The sequence below is a fragment of the Dyella sp. 05T440 genome, from assembly GCF_056395965.1.
Map to the genome: position 1 here is coordinate 192,818 of NZ_JBFTKN010000002.1, position 18,007 is coordinate 210,824.

Annotated in this window: 16 protein-coding genes and 4 tRNA genes; 5 read left to right on the forward strand and 15 right to left on the reverse strand. The window is 63.0% G+C overall.

The features are described 5' to 3' along the window. Nucleotides 1–9: 9 nt before the first annotated feature. From AC1DE1_RS02645 to AC1DE1_RS02690, 10 genes are all read right to left on the reverse strand, one after another. Nucleotides 10–1,914 (reverse strand): SurA N-terminal domain-containing protein, encoded by a 1,905-nt coding sequence (locus AC1DE1_RS02645; protein WP_477175734.1) that lies wholly within the window; start codon nucleotides 1,912–1,914, stop codon nucleotides 10–12. A gap of 88 nt (nucleotides 1,915–2,002) precedes the next feature. Next, nucleotides 2,003–2,079: transfer RNA gene (locus tag AC1DE1_RS02650), tRNA-Asp, on the reverse strand. A gap of 9 nt (nucleotides 2,080–2,088) precedes the next feature. Then, a tRNA-Val gene (locus AC1DE1_RS02655) sits at nucleotides 2,089–2,163 on the reverse strand. 20 nt (nucleotides 2,164–2,183) lie between these two features. Further along, nucleotides 2,184–2,456 carry an HU family DNA-binding protein gene (locus AC1DE1_RS02660; RefSeq protein ID WP_019465590.1) on the reverse strand — a complete coding sequence of 91 codons (273 nt, stop codon included), beginning with the start codon at nucleotides 2,454–2,456 and terminating at the stop codon, nucleotides 2,184–2,186. 325 nt (nucleotides 2,457–2,781) lie between these two features. Beyond that, a complete protein-coding gene (lon, locus tag AC1DE1_RS02665; protein ID WP_477175735.1) occupies nucleotides 2,782–5,298 on the reverse strand; it encodes an endopeptidase La in 2,517 nt (838 codons plus the stop codon). Between the two features lie 170 nt (nucleotides 5,299–5,468). Further along, nucleotides 5,469–6,764: an ATP-dependent Clp protease ATP-binding subunit ClpX gene (clpX, locus tag AC1DE1_RS02670; protein WP_441603214.1), complete on the reverse strand. Its 1,296-nt coding sequence runs from the start codon at nucleotides 6,762–6,764 to the stop codon at nucleotides 5,469–5,471. A gap of 106 nt (nucleotides 6,765–6,870) precedes the next feature. Next, nucleotides 6,871–7,500, reverse strand: a complete 630-nt coding sequence (gene clpP, locus AC1DE1_RS02675) for an ATP-dependent Clp endopeptidase proteolytic subunit ClpP (protein ID WP_441603213.1) — start codon at nucleotides 7,498–7,500, stop codon at nucleotides 6,871–6,873. A 37-nt stretch (nucleotides 7,501–7,537) separates the two neighbouring features. After that, nucleotides 7,538–8,830, reverse strand: coding sequence for a trigger factor (gene tig, locus AC1DE1_RS02680; RefSeq protein ID WP_441603212.1), 1,293 nt, complete (start codon nucleotides 8,828–8,830; stop codon nucleotides 7,538–7,540). Nucleotides 8,831–8,914: 84 nt separating this feature from the next. Further along, nucleotides 8,915–8,999 (reverse strand) — tRNA-Leu (locus AC1DE1_RS02685). A gap of 221 nt (nucleotides 9,000–9,220) precedes the next feature. Then, nucleotides 9,221–11,161: an SUMF1/EgtB/PvdO family nonheme iron enzyme gene (locus tag AC1DE1_RS02690; protein ID WP_477175737.1), complete on the reverse strand. Its 1,941-nt coding sequence runs from the start codon at nucleotides 11,159–11,161 to the stop codon at nucleotides 9,221–9,223. Between the two features lie 104 nt (nucleotides 11,162–11,265). Between AC1DE1_RS02690 and rnd the strand changes: the two genes are divergently transcribed. Together rnd and AC1DE1_RS02700 are read left to right on the forward strand one after the other, a co-directional pair. Next, a complete protein-coding gene (gene rnd, locus AC1DE1_RS02695) occupies nucleotides 11,266–12,384 on the forward strand; it encodes a ribonuclease D (protein WP_441603210.1) in 1,119 nt (372 codons plus the stop codon). Between the two features lie 58 nt (nucleotides 12,385–12,442). Next, a tRNA-Ala gene (locus tag AC1DE1_RS02700) sits at nucleotides 12,443–12,518 on the forward strand. 192 nt (nucleotides 12,519–12,710) lie between these two features. Here the strand turns inward: AC1DE1_RS02700 and AC1DE1_RS02705 are convergent. Continuing rightward, nucleotides 12,711–12,899, reverse strand: coding sequence for a hypothetical protein (locus AC1DE1_RS02705; protein WP_441603209.1), 189 nt, complete (start codon nucleotides 12,897–12,899; stop codon nucleotides 12,711–12,713). A 581-nt stretch (nucleotides 12,900–13,480) separates the two neighbouring features. On the opposite strand from AC1DE1_RS02705, the gene AC1DE1_RS02710 reads away from it, so the two are divergent. Both AC1DE1_RS02710 and AC1DE1_RS02715 read left to right on the forward strand, forming a co-directional pair. Next, nucleotides 13,481–13,702: a hypothetical protein gene (locus AC1DE1_RS02710; protein WP_441603208.1), complete on the forward strand. Its 222-nt coding sequence runs from the start codon at nucleotides 13,481–13,483 to the stop codon at nucleotides 13,700–13,702. 280 nt (nucleotides 13,703–13,982) lie between these two features. Then, on the forward strand, nucleotides 13,983–14,192 hold the full coding sequence (locus AC1DE1_RS02715) for a cold-shock protein (RefSeq protein ID WP_121879590.1): 210 nt from the start codon (nucleotides 13,983–13,985) through the stop codon (nucleotides 14,190–14,192). A 143-nt stretch (nucleotides 14,193–14,335) separates the two neighbouring features. Here AC1DE1_RS02715 and AC1DE1_RS02720 read toward each other — a convergent pair whose 3' ends face one another. From AC1DE1_RS02720 to AC1DE1_RS02730, 3 genes are all read right to left on the reverse strand, one after another. Then, a complete protein-coding gene (locus AC1DE1_RS02720; RefSeq protein ID WP_441603207.1) occupies nucleotides 14,336–14,458 on the reverse strand; it encodes a hypothetical protein in 123 nt (40 codons plus the stop codon). Nucleotides 14,459–14,567: 109 nt separating this feature from the next. Continuing rightward, entirely contained in the window at nucleotides 14,568–14,912 is a 345-nt protein-coding gene (locus tag AC1DE1_RS02725; RefSeq protein WP_477175739.1) for a YkgJ family cysteine cluster protein, read from the reverse strand. 325 nt (nucleotides 14,913–15,237) lie between these two features. Beyond that, entirely contained in the window at nucleotides 15,238–16,125 is an 888-nt protein-coding gene (locus AC1DE1_RS02730; protein WP_477175740.1) for an EamA family transporter, read from the reverse strand. Nucleotides 16,126–16,412: 287 nt separating this feature from the next. Between AC1DE1_RS02730 and AC1DE1_RS02735 the strand changes: the two genes are divergently transcribed. Then, nucleotides 16,413–17,087: a DUF2076 family protein gene (locus tag AC1DE1_RS02735; RefSeq protein WP_477175741.1), complete on the forward strand. Its 675-nt coding sequence runs from the start codon at nucleotides 16,413–16,415 to the stop codon at nucleotides 17,085–17,087. Nucleotides 17,088–17,146: 59 nt separating this feature from the next. Here the strand turns inward: AC1DE1_RS02735 and AC1DE1_RS02740 are convergent, their stop codons facing one another. Further along, on the reverse strand, nucleotides 17,147–17,866 hold the full coding sequence (locus tag AC1DE1_RS02740; RefSeq protein WP_477175742.1) for a tetratricopeptide repeat protein: 720 nt from the start codon (nucleotides 17,864–17,866) through the stop codon (nucleotides 17,147–17,149). Nucleotides 17,867–18,007 lie beyond the last annotated feature (141 nt).

Consider the following 18,007-nt stretch of genomic DNA (forward strand, 5'->3'; position numbering starts at 1 on the left):
GCAACTCGCTTACATGCGATCGGCGGCAATCTTGATCTCGGTCTTCGCCTTCAGCGCGTCGATGTAGGCCTGCGTGGCGAGGATGCCGTAAGCCTGGCCCATCTGCTGACGCAGCGTGCTGCGCTGTTCGGCGGAGATCTTGCTCAGGTCGCCGTCCTGGATCTTGTCCACGCCCACCAGGGCATAGCTGCCATCGTGCAGCGCGACGCGGGCGAACTGCGCCTTGCCGGCGGCCGGATGCGGCAGCAGGAAGGCCTGCTCCAGCACCTCCGGAGCCACGCCCTGCTGCATGCGGATCGCCTCCGGCACAGCCTGTACGGTCGCACCGGCCGATGCCGCGACTGCCTGCATGTCTTCGCCCTTCTGCACGCGGGCCAGCAAGGCGTCGGCGCGCTTCTGCTCTTCAGCAGCCGTACGCTCGTCGAGGATCTTCTGGCGCACCTGGTCACGCACGTCGGCCAGCGGGCGGGCTGCAGCCGGCAGGTGCTTGTCCACGCGCACCACCACGGCGTGATCCGAGCCCAGATCGATCAGGCTCGAATTGTTGCCCTGGAGCAGCACGTCATCGGAGAACGCGGCCTGGACCAGCTTGGGATCGGCCGTGATGCCCTGGCCGCCCTTGCGGGAGAACAGCTCGGTGGTCTTCACCGGCAGGTTCAGCGCCTGCGCGGCGGGGTCCAGCGTCGAGGGGTTCTGGTACGTCTGGTCGGTGAGCTTGCCGGCCAGTTCGTTGTACTGGCGGTCGCGCTCGGTGCTCAGGTAATCCTTGGCGATCTGATCGCGCACTTCGGCGAACGGCTTGGCATCGCCGCTGCGCACATCGCGCAGCCACAGCACGTGGTAACCCTCGTCGGACAACACCGGCTTGGAGATCTGGCCCTTTTGCAAGGCGAACAGCGCGGAGTCGAACGAGGCGTTGGTCACGCCCTTCTCCAGCCAGCCCAGGTCGCCGCCCGAGCGCTTGGAACCCAGGTCGTCGGAGTCCTGTTCGGCCAGCTTGGCGAAGTTGTCCGTGGTCGCTTCGGCGGCAATCTTTTCCGCCTTGGCCAACGCGGCCTTCTGCTGATCCGGCGTGGCGTTCTTGGGCACGTTCACCAGGATGTGCGAGACCAGGCGCTGCTCGGGCTGCACGAAGCGCTGCTTCTGATCTTCGTAACGCTTCTTGAGCTCGTCTTCGCTGGGCTGGGCATCGATCTTCAGATCGGCGCCATTGACCTCGATGTACTTCAGCGAGACCTGCTCCGGACTCATGAAGTCGGCCTGGTGCTCTTTGTAATAGGCATCGAGCTGGGCGTCAGTCACTTCCGTGTCGGTCAGCGTGGGACGCGGCAGCGCGAACCAGCGCAGGTCGCGACGCTGGTACAGCAGGCCCAGGTAACGGTCCATGTCGGCGTCGGTGACGATGGTGCTGGCGATGATGGCGCGCGGCAAGATGCCCGGCTCAAGCGATGCGCGCTGGCTGTTCTCGAACATCGCCGGCGTCATGTTCTGCGCAGCGAGAATGGCGCGATAGGTCGCCGGATCAAACTGGCCGTTGACCAGGAAAGCCTGCTGGCTGGAAATGCGGTCACGCAGCTCGACGGCGGAAACCCGCAGGCCGAGTGCGTCGTTGGTCTGGCGCAGCAGCTGTTCGTTGATCAGCTGATCGAGGATCAGGCGTTTGGTTTCGGGCTTTTCGAACTCGGCCGCATCGAACTGCTCGCCTGCGCGAGCCATGGCGTCCCGGCGCGCTTCGTTGACGCGGTCCTGGTAATCGCGCTGGCTGATTTCGTGCTTTCCGACCATCGCGACATACGTGTCGTTCCGCGATGAGAAATACGATTCGATGCCGAAAAACGAGATGGCGAAAACGCAAATACCCAGAATGACGATGGACGGCCATCCGTGAAGCTTGGTACGCAATGCCTGCAGCATGGAGATGTTCCCGGGCTCTCGTTGTTCGGCGCACAAAGTGCGGGGTACGCAAATGGCAAGGGCGCCACACGGGCGCCCTTGCGAACTGTGGCGGAGCGGACGGGACTCGAACCCGCGACCTCCGGCGTGACAGGCCAGCATTCTAACCGACTGAACTACCGCTCCACTTATTACTGGTGGGTGCTGTAGGGATCGAACCTACGACCCTCGCCTTGTAAGGGCGACGCTCTACCGCTGAGCTAAGCACCCGAAACTAAGCAAGTAGCCGCTTAGTTTAGGGCATCCTTGAGGGTCTTGCCAGCCTTGAATGCCGGAACCTTCGAGGCCTTGATCTTGATCGTCTCATTGGTGCGCGGGTTGCGACCGGTACGGGCAGCGCGCTTGCGCACGGTGAAGGTACCAAAGCCGACCACCGACACATCGTCACCCTTCTTCAGCGCCTTCTGCACGGTCTCGAAGAACGCTTCGAGAGCACGGCCGGCGTCAGCCTTGGTGAGTTCGGCCTTCTCGGCAATGGCATTGATCAGATCGGTTTTATTCATTGAGACACTCCCTTAAACGGTTATGCAGCCCGCATGGTCATTCTGGGACCAGGCGACGTCACCTCATGGCAGACACCGGGACATCACCAAGCAATCCCGCATCACTGCGCACCATGCTTGGCGTCAGGCTGCGGTGTCGCCTTTATACCAGTGGCCCCAAGGGTCCGCAATGACAAGCAATACCAAGGGTTCGCGCGGTTCAGCATGGTCCGCGAACGCTTGCAAAGTGTGTGCTGAAACGCTATGCGACAGCGGCACAGCGGGCTGTGATCCAGGCACAAAAACGGGCGGTTTCCCGCCCGTCTTTGGTGATGCTTGTCACGGATCAATGAGGCCGCGTGTAAGCCTCCTGGTCCTGCGCCTCCTCGTGCGGCGTGTCCACCTTCGGCTTGTCACCGTCGGCGGCCTGACGCGGATGCAGAGGGCGCTCCAGCGCGATGTCCAGCACCTCGTCGATCCAGCGCACCGGATGGATATCCAGCGAGGACGTGATGTTGTCCGGAATGTCGGCAAGGTCTTTCTTGTTTTCTTCCGGAATGATCACGGTGGTGATGCCGCCGCGATGCGCCGCCAGCAGCTTCTCCTTGAGGCCACCGATCGGCAGCACGCGGCCGCGCAGGGTGATCTCGCCGGTCATCGCGACTTCGGAACGCACCGGCACCTTGGTCAACACCGACACCAGCGCCGTGCACATGGCAATGCCAGCACTCGGGCCGTCCTTCGGCGTCGCACCCTCGGGCACGTGGATATGGATGTCGTATTTCTCGTGGAAATCCGGCTCGATACCCAGGCGATCGGCGCGCGCGCGCACCACCGACAAGGCCGCCTGGATCGACTCTTTCATGACGTCGCCCAGCTGGCCCGTATGCACCAGACGGCCCTTGCCCGGCATCACCGAGGCCTCGATGCTGAGCAGGTCGCCGCCCACCTGGGTCCAGGCCAGACCGGTGACCAGGCCCACTTCGTTCTGCAATTCCTTGCGGCCGAAGTCGAAGCGACGCACACCCAGATACTGCTCGAGATTGGCCGACGTGACCGCGACCCGACCCGGCGTCTTGGCTTTGGGTTTGGCCGTCTTTACGGCTGCGACCGGCTTCGCTGCGGCACCCTTGGAGGCAGCCTTCTTGATCTGGCCAAGGGTGAGTTCCTTGACCACCTTGCGGCAGATCTTGGAGATCTCACGCTCGAGGTTGCGCACGCCCGATTCGCGCGTGTAGTAACGCACGATGTCGCGCACCGCTTCCTCGTCGATGCTCAGCTCGTCCGACTTCAGGCCATTGGCCTTCAGCTGCTTGGGCAGCAGGTATTTCTGCGCGATGCCGAGCTTCTCATCCTCGGTGTACCCCGGAATGCGGATGACTTCCATGCGGTCCAGCAGCGGGCCCGGGATATTGAGCGAGTTGGCCGTGGCGATCCACATCACCTCGGACAGGTCCAGATCAACCTCGAGGTAATGGTCGTTGAAGGCGTGGTTCTGCTCGGGATCGAGCACTTCCAGCAGCGCCGAGGACGGATCGCCGCGGAAGTCCATCGACATCTTGTCGATTTCGTCGAGCACGAACAGCGGGTTCTTCGAACTCACCTTGTTCAAATTTTGCACGATGCGGCCCGGCATCGAGCCGATGTAGGTGCGACGGTGGCCGCGGATCTCGGCCTCGTCGCGCACGCCACCCAGGCTCATGCGGACAAATTTGCGATTGGTCGCCTTGGCGATCGACTGACCCAGCGAGGTCTTGCCCACGCCCGGCGGACCGACCAGGCACAGGATCGGGCCCTTCATCGCGTTCACGCGCTGCTGCACGGCGAGGTACTCGAGGATGCGCTCCTTGACCTTCTCCAGGCCAAAGTGGTCGGCGTCGAGCACTTCCTGCGCCAGCTGCAGATCCTTGCGGACCTTGCTGCGCTTTTTCCACGGCACGCCCACCAGCCAGTCGAGGTAGTTGCGCACCACGGTGGCTTCGGCCGACATCGGCGACATCTGGCGCAGCTTGCCGAACTCCGCGCGCGCCTTGGCGAGCACGGGCTTGGGCATGCCAGCGGCTTCGATCTTCTTTTGCAGCTCTTCGATTTCGTTGGGGCCTTCCTCGCTCTCGCCGAGCTCCTTCTGGATGGCCTTCATTTGTTCGTTGAGGTAGTACTCGCGCTGGCTCTTTTCCATCTGCGACTTGACGCGGCCGCGGATGCGCTTTTCCACCTGCTGCAAATCCATTTCGCCGTCGACCAGGCCGATCAGCAATTCAAGGCGCTGCCCCACGTCAGAGGTTTCCAGCACCTTCTGCTTGTCGGCCATGCGCACGGACAAGTGCGCCGCGATCGAGTCGGCGACGCGCGAGGGATCATCGATGCCCGACAGCGTCGCCAGCACTTCCGGCGGCAGCTTGCGGCTCTGCTTGACCAGCTGTTCGAACAGCGAGATCAGCGTGCGAGACACCACGTCGAGCTCGCGTTCCTTGGAGCTGTACACCGGCTCGATCACGCGCGACGTAGCGGTCAGCATGCCGCCGTCTTCGTTGTAATTTTCGATCTCGACGCGCGACTGGCCCTCGACCAGCACCTTCACGGTGCCATCGGGGAGCTTGAGCAATTGCAGCACGCCGGCGAGTGTGCCGATCTGGTGCAGGTCGCTGATCTTGGGATCGTCGATGTCCGGGCTTTTTTGCGCCACCAGCAGGATCTGACGCTCACCCTCCATCGCGCGCTCCAACGCACGCATGGATTTGTCACGTCCGACGAACAGCGGGATGACCATATGGGGATAAACCACCACGTCACGCAGCGGCAACACTGGAAGCGCATCCAGGGTGGCGCCGGTGGCTTGGGGATTGGGGGCGGTCTTTGCCATCGAAGAGAATCTCTCGTGATGTGTCGTCTTTGCACCGACACTGCGCCGGGTGCATCTGTACGTCAAGTGGTGCCTTAGGGTCACTCACACAAGTGCATGAGCGGCGGCACAAACAAAATGGCCCCGGCAAATCTGCCGAGGCCATGGGATCACTCAAGCGCGTGAACTGCTCAGGCGGCGTCGCCACCCTCACCCGCTGCACGCGGCTGCTTGAGGTTGCCGCGATAGATCAGATACGGCTCGGCCTGGCCTTCGATCACGGCATCGTCCACGACCACTTTGCTGACGTGCTCCAGCGACGGCAGCTCGTACATGGTGTCCAGCAAGACCGACTCGAGAATGGTGCGCAGACCGCGTGCACCGGTCTTGCGCTTGAGCGCCTTGCGGGCAATCGCCTGCAGCGCTTCCGGGCGGAACTCCAGTTCCACGCCTTCCATTTCGAACAGCTTCTTGAACTGCTTGGTGACCGCGTTCTTCGGCTCGGTGAGGATCTTCACCAGCGCCGGCTCGTCGAGCTCGTCGAGCGTGGCGACCACCGGCAGGCGGCCGACAAACTCGGGGATCAGGCCGTAGCGCACCAGATCCGACGGCTCCACATCGGCGAGCACCTTGCCCAGGTTTTCCCTGCGCTCCTTGCTGCGCACTTCGGCCGAGAAGCCGATGCCGGTGGAATCCGAACGCTGCTGGATGACCTTCTCCAGACCGGCGAACGCACCGCCGCAAATAAACAGGATGTTCTTGGTGTCCACCTGCAGGAATTCCTGCTGCGGATGCTTGCGACCACCCTGCGGCGGCACCGAAGCCAGCGTGCCTTCGATGAGCTTCAACAGCGCCTGCTGCACGCCTTCGCCGGACACATCGCGGGTGATCGACGGGTTTTCGCTCTTGCGCGAAATCTTGTCGATTTCGTCGATGTACACGATGCCCGACTGCGCCTTGTCGACGTCGTAGTCGCACTTCTGCAGCAGCTTCTGGATGATGTTTTCCACATCCTCGCCCACGTAACCGGCTTCGGTCAGCGTGGTGGCGTCGGCGATGGTGAACGGCACGTTGAGCAGGCGCGCAAGCGTTTCGGCCAGCAGCGTCTTGCCCGAGCCGGTCGGCCCGATCAGCAGGATGTTGGACTTGCCCAGCTCGACATCGTCGCTCTTGGAACGCGACTCCATGCGCTTGTAGTGGTTGTACACAGCCACGGCCAGCGCTTTCTTGGCGCGGGTCTGGCCCACTACGTACTGGTCGAGGGTTTCCATGATCTCGCGGGGCTTGGGCAGCTGGCTGCGCCCGGAGGCGGCCTTTTCCTCAAGCTCTTCGCGGATGATGTCGTTGCACAGCTCTACGCACTCGTCGCAGATGAACACGGAGGGACCCGCGATCAGCTTGCGCACTTCATGCTGGCTCTTGCCGCAGAAGGAGCAGTAGAGAATCTTGCCGCTGTCGTTGGAACGGCCCTGCCGGTCGTCGCTCATGCCTGGATCCTGCTGATAAATCGATTGCGGTTTGAGAATAGCACAGGGTTCCGCGTCTGCAGCGAGACGCGGAACCGCTTGCAAACCTGGTACCAGGAACGTGAAATCAGCTGGATTTCACCGTCTCGACGGCGCGGCGATCGAGGACCTGATCAATAAGGCCATATTCCTTGGCCGCCTCGGCGCTCATGAAGCGGTCGCGCTCCATGTCCCGCTCGATCTTGTCCAGCGGCTGGCCGGTATGCTGAACGTAGATATCGTTCAGGCGGCGGCGCAGGTACAGGATTTCCTGGGCCTGGATCTCGATGTCGGTCGCCTGGCCGCGGGCGCCGCCCGACGGCTGGTGGATCATCACGCGCGAATTGGGCAGGGAATAACGCTTGCCCTTGGCGCCAGCCATCAGCAGCAGCGACGCGGCGCTGCAGGCCTGGCCGATGCACATGGTGCTGACATCGGGCTTGATGAACTGCATGGTGTCGTAGATCGCCAACCCGGCGGTGACGGCACCGCCCGGGCTGTTGATATAGAGATGGATGTCCTTGTCCGGATTTTCGGACTCRAGGAACAGCATCTGCGCGACCAGCAGGTTGGCCACCTGATCGTTCACCTCGCCGACAAGGAAGATCACGCGCTCCTTGAGGAGGCGCGAATAGATGTCGTACGAGCGCTCGCCGCGAGCGGTCTGCTCAACGACGATCGGTACCAGGTTGAGGTTTTGGATCGGGTCCATAGCCATGCGTGTCGCTCTCCGGTGTATTGGCCTGAAGAATGCCTCAGGCGTTGACCGGGCGCATCACCTCGTCGAAGCCAAGATTCTGCACAGTGGTGGAGGCGTGATCCGCCACCCATTCTGCGACCTGGTCTTCCATCACGCGATTCTGCAGCCCAGACATCAATTGGGGGTCGCGATTGTACAGTTCAATGACCTTTTCCGGCTCTTCGTAGGTCGAGGCGATGGCGGCCAGCTGCTCGGCCACGCGGCTGCGGTCGATGACCAGGGACTGCTTGCGGGCGATCTCACCCATCAGCAGACCGGCGATGACGCGCTTGCGGGCAACCGGGGTGGCGGCCTCGATCAGCTGCGGCGGAACCTGCTGGCCGCGCGGGATGCTGTTCTGGGCCAGGGCATGCGCCTCGGACTGCACCATCACGTTCGGCACGTCGATGTCCGGGTGGGCATCGGCAAGCTTTTCAGCCACTTCGGACTTCAGGCGGGCCATCAGGGTGGCCTTGAGCTCGCGCTCGAGATTGGCGCGGACTTCCTTGCGGAACTTCTCCAGGTCGCCATCGTCGATGCCGAACAGGGCAACGAATTCGCCGTTTACTTCCGGCAGCTTCGGCTCCTGCACCTTGATGATCTTGAAGTGGCACTGGGCGGTCTTGCCGGCCAGGTTCTCGTTGCGGAAATCCGCCGGGAAGGCCACTTCGGCGTCGAATTCCTCGTCGGCCTTGCGGCCCGTCAGCACTTCATCGAGCGCCTTGAACAGGGTGCCCGAACCCAGCACGCTGCCGGCGCGCTCCAGGCCTTCGGCCGGGAAGCGGTAGTCATCGGCCTGGGCCGAGTACTCGAACATCACGAAATCGCCTTCGGCCGAGGCGCGCTCGACATCGTCGAAGCTGCGGCGCTGCAGGCGCAGGGTCTCGATCATCTTTTCGATGTCGGCGTCGGTCACTTCGGCGACCGGACGGGTCACGGCGAGCGTGGCGACGTCGATTTCCGGGAATTCCGGCATGATTTCGAAGGTGGCCGTGTAGGCGATTTCACCTTCGACCGGACGACCGGTGGTGTCGATCGACGGGTTGGCGATCGGACGCAGGTTTTCCTGGGCGACGGCTTCGCGCAGCGTGCTGCCGATCAGGTCGGAGAGCACTTCACCGCGCACCTGGTCGCCAAAGCGCTGCTGGATCACTGCAGTGGGCACCTTGCCCGGACGGAAGCCCTTGAGGCGCACGGTGCGACCCATTTCGACGATGCGAGCATTCACCTGCGACTCGAAACGCTCCGCGGGGAATTTCACCGTGAGCTTGCGCTCCAGCTTGCCGACGTTTTCAACCGAAACCTGCATGACGTCTCCTGGTGTACCTGTAAGTGCGCCCGTCAAAGGCGCGTGGCGGCCCGGGGCCGCCTGCAAAAAGAAAAACTCAAGGGATGGTGCGAAAGGAGGGACTCGAACCCTCACGGGGTTACCCGCTGGAACCTAAATCCAGTGCGTCTACCAATTCCGCCACTTTCGCATCAGAACTACTAAGAGGAAGTTTCCGTAAGCATCGGATTTCCAAGGGAATAGACGGGCAAAATGCCCGTACGCCCCGCCCCGCCAGCCTCCGGGCGCTCCGCCCCTAAGTCGATGATTCCCTTACACGAAAGCAGGCCATTTTACGGGTCGCGTGGGGCGCAGCACAAGCGGGCAAGCGCCCTTGCAGAAAGCTCTGATGTGCCGCGTCCCGCGCTGCCTCTAGAGCTCGCGCAGGACGCGGAAGCCGACTCTCCCGCTGCGCACGCTGGCATCGACACCCTGCCGGTAGGCCGAGCGCACCTGTTCGGGCGAGCTGCCCCAGGAACCGCCGCGGACCACACGGGAGCCGCAGCCCGGATTTACCCAGGCGCCACCATCACGCGGCGCGCGCAGATAGCTGTCGTGCCAGCAGTCCTGCACCCACTCCGATACGTTGCCGTCGATGTCATACAGACCAAAGGCGTTGGGCGCGAAACTCATCACCGGCGCCGGGCCCCAGTAGCCGTCCCGATAACCCTGGAACGCATTGCTCCAGCGTCGGCCGCTGGGCGAACGATCTCCCGAGCCGGTGAGATTCTCGACCTTGCCGCTGGGCGTGCCGTCTCCCCACCAGTAACGGGAGGTGGTCCCGGCACGCAGGGCGTATTCGAATTCCGCCTCGCTGGGCAGACGATAGGTTTTGCCGGTGCGCTGGCTCAACCAGTCCACGTAGGCCTTGGCGTCGCTCCACGACACATTGACCACGGGAAGCCGGCTATCGGCATTGCGGCCGGCGTAGTCGTCCTGCCAGCTGGCGCTGGTGTCGTCGCGCATCGCGCCGGTGCCCTCGTCATAGACGCTCGCCCCGCCGAGCTTGATCGAGTCGGGCTGATAACCGCTGGCGCGGACGAATTCGCGGAACTGCCCCACGGTGATCGACGTGCGCGACAGCGCAAAGCCCTTGCCGATGCTGACCTCGTGCTGCGGCGTCTCGGCATCTTCCCGGCCAGCCTCGTTGTCGGGCGCGCCCATCTGGAAGCTGCCGGTGGGAATGACCACCATCGAGGGCGTCTGGCCGGGCATGTCGGCAAACCGGTCGGTGAAGACCTGTCCCGGTTTGTAGCTGGCATACAGGCGCACATTGGTAATGCGCTCGCCAAATTCGTCGAGCCCGGCCAGATCGGGACTGATCGCCTTGGCCTGGTCGGCCAGTTGCTGAGCCATGGTCAGGTTGCCCGAGTCCAGCGCGGACCGCGCCTGCCCAAGCAATCCATTGGCCCGGGCCACGCGCATGGTATCGACGCGCGTATGCACATCGCGCATGGCGGGAGAGTCCGGTGCGATTTGCGCAGCCTCTGTCAGTGCCTGGTCGGCCGCCTTGAAGTCGTTTTGCGCCACCGCCGCCAGGGCGCGGTCAAGTACGGCGCGCTGCACCTGCAGGGTGCCCTGGGCGGCCACGGCGTTGTCCGGATCCAGCTGTTGCACCTGCCGATAGAGCTCCAATGCATTGTTGCCGGGCGGCTGGTCCGCATTGCCTTGCTGCAGCAGCGTGGCCGCCTTGGCCAACAGCGGGCGAACCTGGCTCAGGGTCTTCAGCTTTGCCTGCAGCTGGTTCACGTCGTCGGTGGCGTCGGGAATGAGCTTGAGCGTGTCGAGCAGATCGCTGGCCGCATCCGCATCGCCCACCGCCACGCTCTGGTTGATTTCTGCCACCAGCCGCTCGCGCACTTCAAACAAACCCTGGGCGGCACGGCGGCTGTCGGGCTTGAGCTTGAGCGCCTGCTCATACAAGGCCACGGCACTGTTTTCGTTGCCCGCCAGCTGACCGGCCTTGAGGGCCTTGTCGGCCTTCGTCATCAAGGCCTCCACCTCGGGCGTATCGGCACTGAGCTGTTCGGGCAGGTTGGTGTTCTTCTTGCTGAGTCGCGCCACCACCACATCGGTGGGCGCCAGCGTCAGCGGCGGACCGGCATCCACTTCGGACGGCTCAGGCCGCGTGCTCGTCGCCGGCGCCACAGCCGCCGCCGGCCCCAGGTTCATGGCGCGATGCGTTGCGGTCGCCGACGGCTCAACGTGGAGCACGCGCGGGAAAAAGTGATAGACCAGTGCGAGCGCCAGCACGACGACACCCAGGGCTCCGCCTAGGGCTCGCTGTCGTCGTACGGTTTCCTTGCTCGGCATGTTTGGGCGTCCCTGGGCGGCCTGCTATGGTGGGCGATCTAAACCATAGGCACAAACCGATGTCAGGACAATGCACAGACGCACGTCCCGACTCAGGATCACGCATGCATCAAGAATCTTCCCTGGCGCCCGACGCCGCATGGATCGAGCGTCGCGACGATCTGCAGGCCTGGCTCGCGGATCTGCCGGGCGATGCCGCGCTGGGTTTCGATACCGAGTTCATGCGACGCAATACCTTTTATCCGCAGCTGGCCCTGGTCCAGCTGGGCTGGAATGGGCGCTACGCGCTGGTCGACCCGGTGGCCTTTGACATGGGCGATGCGCTGCAGCCGCAGATCGGCGGCGGCGATGTGGTGACCGTGATGCACAGCGCCAGCGAAGACCTGGAGGCCTTGTCGCCGTTCCTGCCGCATGGTCCGCGCCAGCTGTTCGATACCCAGATTGCGGCAGCCTTCGTCGGCATGGGCCTGGGCATCAGCTATCGTGCCCTGGTGGCCGAGTTGACCGGCGCCGAGCTCGACAAGGGCGAAACGCGTTCGGACTGGCTGCAGCGTCCGCTGACCCAATCGCAACGCGCCTATGCCACCCTGGACGTGGTCTATCTCAAGCCAGTGCACGAACAGCTGGCCGAGCGACTCATCCAGCGCGACCGAACGGCATGGCATGCCGAAGACTGCGAGCGACTCAAGCAACGCGCCTGCTATCGCGAAGGCGATCCCCAGCCGCAGCGTGGTTTTCGCAGTGCCTCGGACTGGCGCCCCGACCAGCGCGCCCTGCTCCGCCGCATCCTGTTGTGGCGCGACCAGTCCGCGCGCACGCTCGATCGCCCGCGCCCCTGGCTGCTGGAGGACGCCGCCGCCATGAGCCTGGTGCAACAACTACCGCACTCTGCTGCCGAACTCGACAGCCGCACGCGCGGCCAGCGCGCGCTGCGCTCGCCGCAACGCACCGAACTGCTGGAGCTGCTGCTGCGCCCGGTGGACGAGAACGAAATCGCGGCGACCGCAACCATTCCCGAATCGCCGCAGGGGGAAGCAAAACGTGCCCTGCCCGCCATGAAGGACTGCGTGGACAAGGCCGCCAGCGAGCTGGACCTGCCCCCGGGCCTGCTGTGTCCGCGCAAGGTGCTCGAGGAATACGTGGTGACTGCGCAGTGGCCCGAATTCCTCGAGGGCTGGCGTCGCCAGATCCTTCTCGAACCGCTCAGCGCCCTGCTCCCGTAAGGTCCTGGCAGGGGCTTGGCGAACCCCAAACGGCGCTGCTACTATCTTCCGCTCGTGTGGGGCCATAGCTCAGCTGGGAGAGCGCGTCGTTCGCAATGACGAGGTCGGGAGTTCGATCCTCCCTGGCTCCACCAATCTCTACAAAACAACAGCGCTTTATGCCACTCGGCGTAAAGCGCTGTTTTGTTTTGGGACACCGTGAAGTCGCCAGGCGCCGGACAAGGCCGCTCGACCAAGGCGATTTGCGCATAAACGAAGGGGTATGCAGCCGTCGTGATCTGCACGACAGCCCATACCCCAATCGTCACGCCATGCAACCAGCGCGGTTAGCGCCGATGACGCGTGTTCGGTGCGAGAGGACGACCCGGCGCCAGGCCGGGATGACTGGCTTCGCGCGCAAACCGCTGCGTGGTTTGATAGCTGAGCTTCTTGTCACTCGATTCCCGCTTGACTGAAGTTCCACTGTAGACGTCGTGGATACGGGCCAGAGAGAGCGGCTCAGTAGGTTGCTTCATGAGAATTCCTTGGAAGGTGACGGATGCATGCCCACCAGCCGAGGCTGGGCACAACGATGACTGCATAAGGAACCAATCAGCGACGACTTAGTGCAGGCAGTGATACCAAAGAGCCTCAATTCCCGTCCGTGTTGCACATACTCTGGCGTCCCTGACGGAGACAAAGCCTTCTTTAAGCAGGCAGCGGAGATCGCAAAGACCACCGGTAGCCCTCAATGGCAACGGACAGGCCGTCGCCACATGACGCAACAACGTCCATTGCCCGGCGGTCAGGATCTTGCGGGGGTTCATCATGCGAATCCCTCACCCGGAGTGGCCCAGGAACACATCGCACCCGCGGTGCGCTTCGGATGTTCCATGACCCCTCCGACCATACTCTCTGTTGGGCGATCGATTGTTAGGTTTTCCGGCACCCTGCAGGCAAGGCGCTAAACGCCGGCCCTGCGTGCCCCGCTGTTCGTAACCCTCAACTAACGGCGATGCGCGCAGATTCGAACGGCAGAAGAGCGACACAGGGTGCGCTCGGCGCCGCCGAGAGAGACGTTTCTCTGCCTCCCATGCCCAATGGCGGAGGCCAGGCCATGAACCAGTCACGTCAACAATTGCGTCAAACGATGAGTCGGCTCGACGCATCGATCACCATGCTGCATGCGTCGCACCCCACCGACGCGGACTTCTTTCAATCGACGGAATGCATTTTTTCCGACGTGCTTGCACATTCCTGTGCCGAGGATACGGACTGGCTGCTGGGCACCATCGACTGGATTTGCACCCAACATGGCATGCCTTATCCGGCGAGCTGACGAGCGCGACAAACATTGAGTGCGCATGGCCAAGAACGGTGCGCAGACTCGCTTCCCGCCGCAAAACGGCGCATTTACAAGCGATGCAAGTGAACGCGCGGTCATTATTCATTTGCTTTTTCAAGCCCTGCCCCCTACTGTGGGCGGGCTGAGTTTCAAGGGTCACCATAAATGTGGCCCGATGCTGTAGATTGAAGTTACCTACACCGTTGTACCCGTTTCCGCCTTGTGACCAGCTTTTTCGCCGCTCTGCGGCTTCATTCGTTTCAAGGAAAAAATCATGTCTCAGGTAGAAACCGGTACGGTCAAGTGGTTCAACGATGCCAAGGGCTTCGGCTTCATCAGCCGTTCGAGCGGTGAGGACGTGTTCGTCCACTTCCGCGCGATCCAGTCGCAGGGCTTCAAGAGCCTGCAGGAAGGCCAGAACGTGTCGTTCATCGTGACCCAGGGCCAGCGTGGCCTGCAGGCCGAGAACGTGCAGATCGTCTGATCTAGCCGTCCGACCAAGAAAAAGCCCGGCCTTGAGCCGGGTTTTTTTTTGGCCTTTTTTCGGATGACTCAGCTGGGCAAGGCTGTAGCGAGTCATCGGCTGCATCTGTCAAATGCAGCCGCCAGCAAACCAACTCAAGCGAGTTAACGCTTCTCGGGCACCGCGACGTCTTTCGCTGCCTTTTTCTTGGCGAGCTTTTCGTCCTGCAGTTTCTTCTTTGCAATTTCGCGCTGACGCTTCTCGAAGGAATAGTTCGGCTTTGGCAAGGGAGTCCTCGTTAGTTTCAAGTGGGAAGGATGACGAGTGCGCTGACTGCACCATCGACACGTACGTTCTACGGATGCACCGGATCGACGTTCGCGACCGGCAGCAAGATCAGGCGACCTTGCCTACGACAGAAGCTTGCGCCTGCTCGGCCGCCAAAGCACGCTCTTCGGCATATTCGGTGCGAACGGCCTTGCAATAAGGCCCATTCATCACGAAGCGGCGACAGATCGACGGGCGGGTCTCGTAGATGCCGCAATTCATCTTCGTGCTATTGATCGCGACGCACCAGCCGTCTTCATCGTGCTTCATTACATGCAAGCCGCTGGGCAACTGCGTGGTAAGGTGCGAAGGAATCTTGTCTTCGGGTTGCAGCACGACGGTGAGTCGGCAGCACACTGCATCGCAGGTCGAGCAACCGGAGACCTTCTTTGGCGAGAGTTGCGACGCGGTCATGCGTGCACCGCCTTGTCGGCGCAGGCGCCGGCAACAGCGTGCGAAAAATAGCCCTGCTCCCCGGCGGGAACAAAGTCGTGAAGCGTGCAATAGCCTGGCATGGATGCTCCCAGGGGCGTCCCCGCAACAACGGGGCACAAGTGAAAGGGAGCGAAGCGTGCGGTCTTGAGAACGCCGCACATCACTCGCGAAGCGAGGAAGTACTTGCGGCGCCATGTTACACCATGGTGGCGAGGCAAATGTGATGGCGCGGAAGGCATCCGTGCGTGAGACGACGATGCGTGCTCCAGCGCGCCGTCGGTGCAACCGCGATCGCTCGCGTCGATCAATTCACCAGGGGCGGATCGCTCACTTCAACGCGTCGCACACTCAACGCCGTGCCCGCCGCCGCCACAATAATCGCCACGATGGCGAGCCATTGCAGGACAGTGAGTCGCTCACCGAGCAACGCGACGCCGGCCACCGCGGCGATGGCCGGCTCAAGACTGAGCAAGGTGCTGAACGTGCGCGCGGGCAATCGCGTCAACGCGATCATCTCCAGCGAATACGGCAGCGCCGAACTGAGCAAGGCCACGCCCAGCGCGTAAGGCAACAAGGCGGGCGACAACAGTGCGCTGCCGGCATGGGCAACGCCAAATGGAATGGCCAGCAAGGCGCCCATCGAGGTGCCCCACGTGACTGCGTCGGCGCCGTGCGCATCACCTGCCCTCTTGCCGAACACGATGTACAGCGCCCAGCCCAGGCCCGCGGCGAGCGCGTACATCACGCCGATGGGATCCAGCGCTTTCGACGTCGCCTGCAATGGCAGCAGCAAGGCCAGGCCGACGACGACCAGCGCAATCCACAGGAAATCGATCAGCCGGCGCGAATGAAACAACGCCAGTGCGAGCGGCCCGGTGAACTCCAGCGCCACGGCAATGCCGAGAGGGATCGTGCGCAGCGACATGTAGAACACCAGGTTCATGGCGCCCATCGAAAGCCCGTAGGCCCACAACGCGCCCCAGTTCGGCTGATGCCCCAGCCGGCGCCATGGGCGGCGCCATAGCAACAGGATCAGCGCACTCAGGCCCAGTCGGTACGCGGTCGCGCCCTGTGCTCCCACTACGGGAAACAGATGCTTGGCCAGCGAGGCACCGCATTGGTACGAGACCATGCTGATCATCAACACGCCGATCGCCAGGGCGAGCGGGCCAACTGCGGAACGTGGGGACATGGGGCCGTTGCCATCAAACGATGTCGACATGATGCCTGCAGGCTCCTGCGATGCCCACTATGCACATCGGCCCATCGATCTCATTGCTGACAGCAGGCGTCAGCAATCGCGGGGATCGGTGCTTCGGCCCGATGTCGAAAGAGCTTGCGCATTCACTGACTGCAAGGAAAACGACAGCGAGATAGCCCTTGATGTCACGCGTGGAGAGCACACTTTTGGCACTGCACGCCGAAGAAAATCGTCGCCACAGTGTTCGCCATTCGCCGTCCCCTGGAGATTTGTTTGTCATGACACCGCAGGAACAACAGCTACTCGATGATTTCCTTCAGCGCCTTGCCGCCGCCGGCAGCGTGGCGAAGGACCCGCAGGCCGATGCGCTGATTCGCCAGCGCCTGGCGTCCCAGCCTGATGCGCTGTATCTGCTGGTGCAGCGCAGTCTGTTGCAGCAACAGGCGCTCGATGCCGCCAAGGCGCAGATCTCCCAGCTTCAGGCCCAACTCGCCTCGCAGCAGGGCGGGGGCAGTTTCCTGGGCGGCCAGCAGGCATCTGCCTGGGGCGCCGTGCCTCCGCCGGTGCCGCCGCAACAGCCGATGCCGCCGCAGGCTGCTCCGAGCTGGCGCGATCGTCTTTTCGGCGGCGCACCGGCCCAGCCCGCGCCCGCCGCGCCCAGTTTCCTGTCGCAGGCAGCGACCACCGCTGCCGGTGTTGCCGGCGGCATGTTCCTTTTCGACGGTATCGAAAGCCTGCTGGGCGGCCACCACGGCGGTGGCGGCTTCTTCGGTGGCGGCGGTCAACCGACCGTGATCGAGAACATCACCGAGAACAACACCTATAACGACGGCAACAACGATCGCCTGAGCGACAACCGTGATCGCGACGACTTTGCGTCGAACGACTTCACGCCGTCCAACGATTTCGATGACGGCAACGACGGTGGCTTCGACGACAACGGCTGGGCCTGAGCCTCGGCGTTGACGTCCATGAGCGTAGGGAGCGCAGCCGGTCGTCGACTGGCTGCGCTCTACACCGCGTCTGTCTGGCTCAGTTTGCGCAGTTCCACGTGGCGTGACTGGCTCAACTCTTCGCGCAGTGCTTCGACGAAGTACCCCGGCGCCGTGGCAAGCACGCGCAGCAGCAGATCGCAGGCCTCATCAATGCGCCCCTGTTCGGCCAGCACGGATGCCCAGCTGCACTGTCCGCGGTAGTCGCCCTTTTCGGCAGAGCGACGATACAACTCGCGGGCGCGCTCTGCGTCGGGCGCGGTCTCCCAGCCGTGTTCGTGATACTGACCGAGAAAATGCATGGCGCGACCGTGCCCGGCCTCGGCAGCCCGCGTAAACCACTCGAAGGCAGCGGCACGATCCGCGCGAATACCGCGACCGTTCGCCAGTAGGTGGGCGTAGTTGTACATGCCCCAGTCCAGGCCGTGTTCCGCCGATTCGCGGTACCACACGGCAGCCAATTCATAATCGGCACCGCCGCCCCAGCCGTTTTCCAGGCAGCGGCCCAGCATGTTCATCGCCATCGCTTCGCCTTGATGGGCGGCATGCTGGAACCAGTAACGCGCTTCGGCACCATTGCGTTCGCAGCCGATGCCTTCCAGATACATCTGCCCGAGCGCCAGTTGCGATGCGCGGTCGCCTGCGAGCGCCTGCACGCGCAGCATGGCGAAAGCGCGCGCGGGGTCGCACCTCAGCAGCTGTGGAAATTCATCGGTGGCACCGCCCTGTCGGTGACTCATTGGTGTGACCACGTACGCAGCAGATTGTTGTAGATGCTTTGGGCGAGCGCACCGCCATTGAGCATTTCGGGGAGGTGAAGCTGCATCGTGTTTCCCTGATCTCAACTTGCCGGACGCGCCCGATCACGATCAGCATGACCG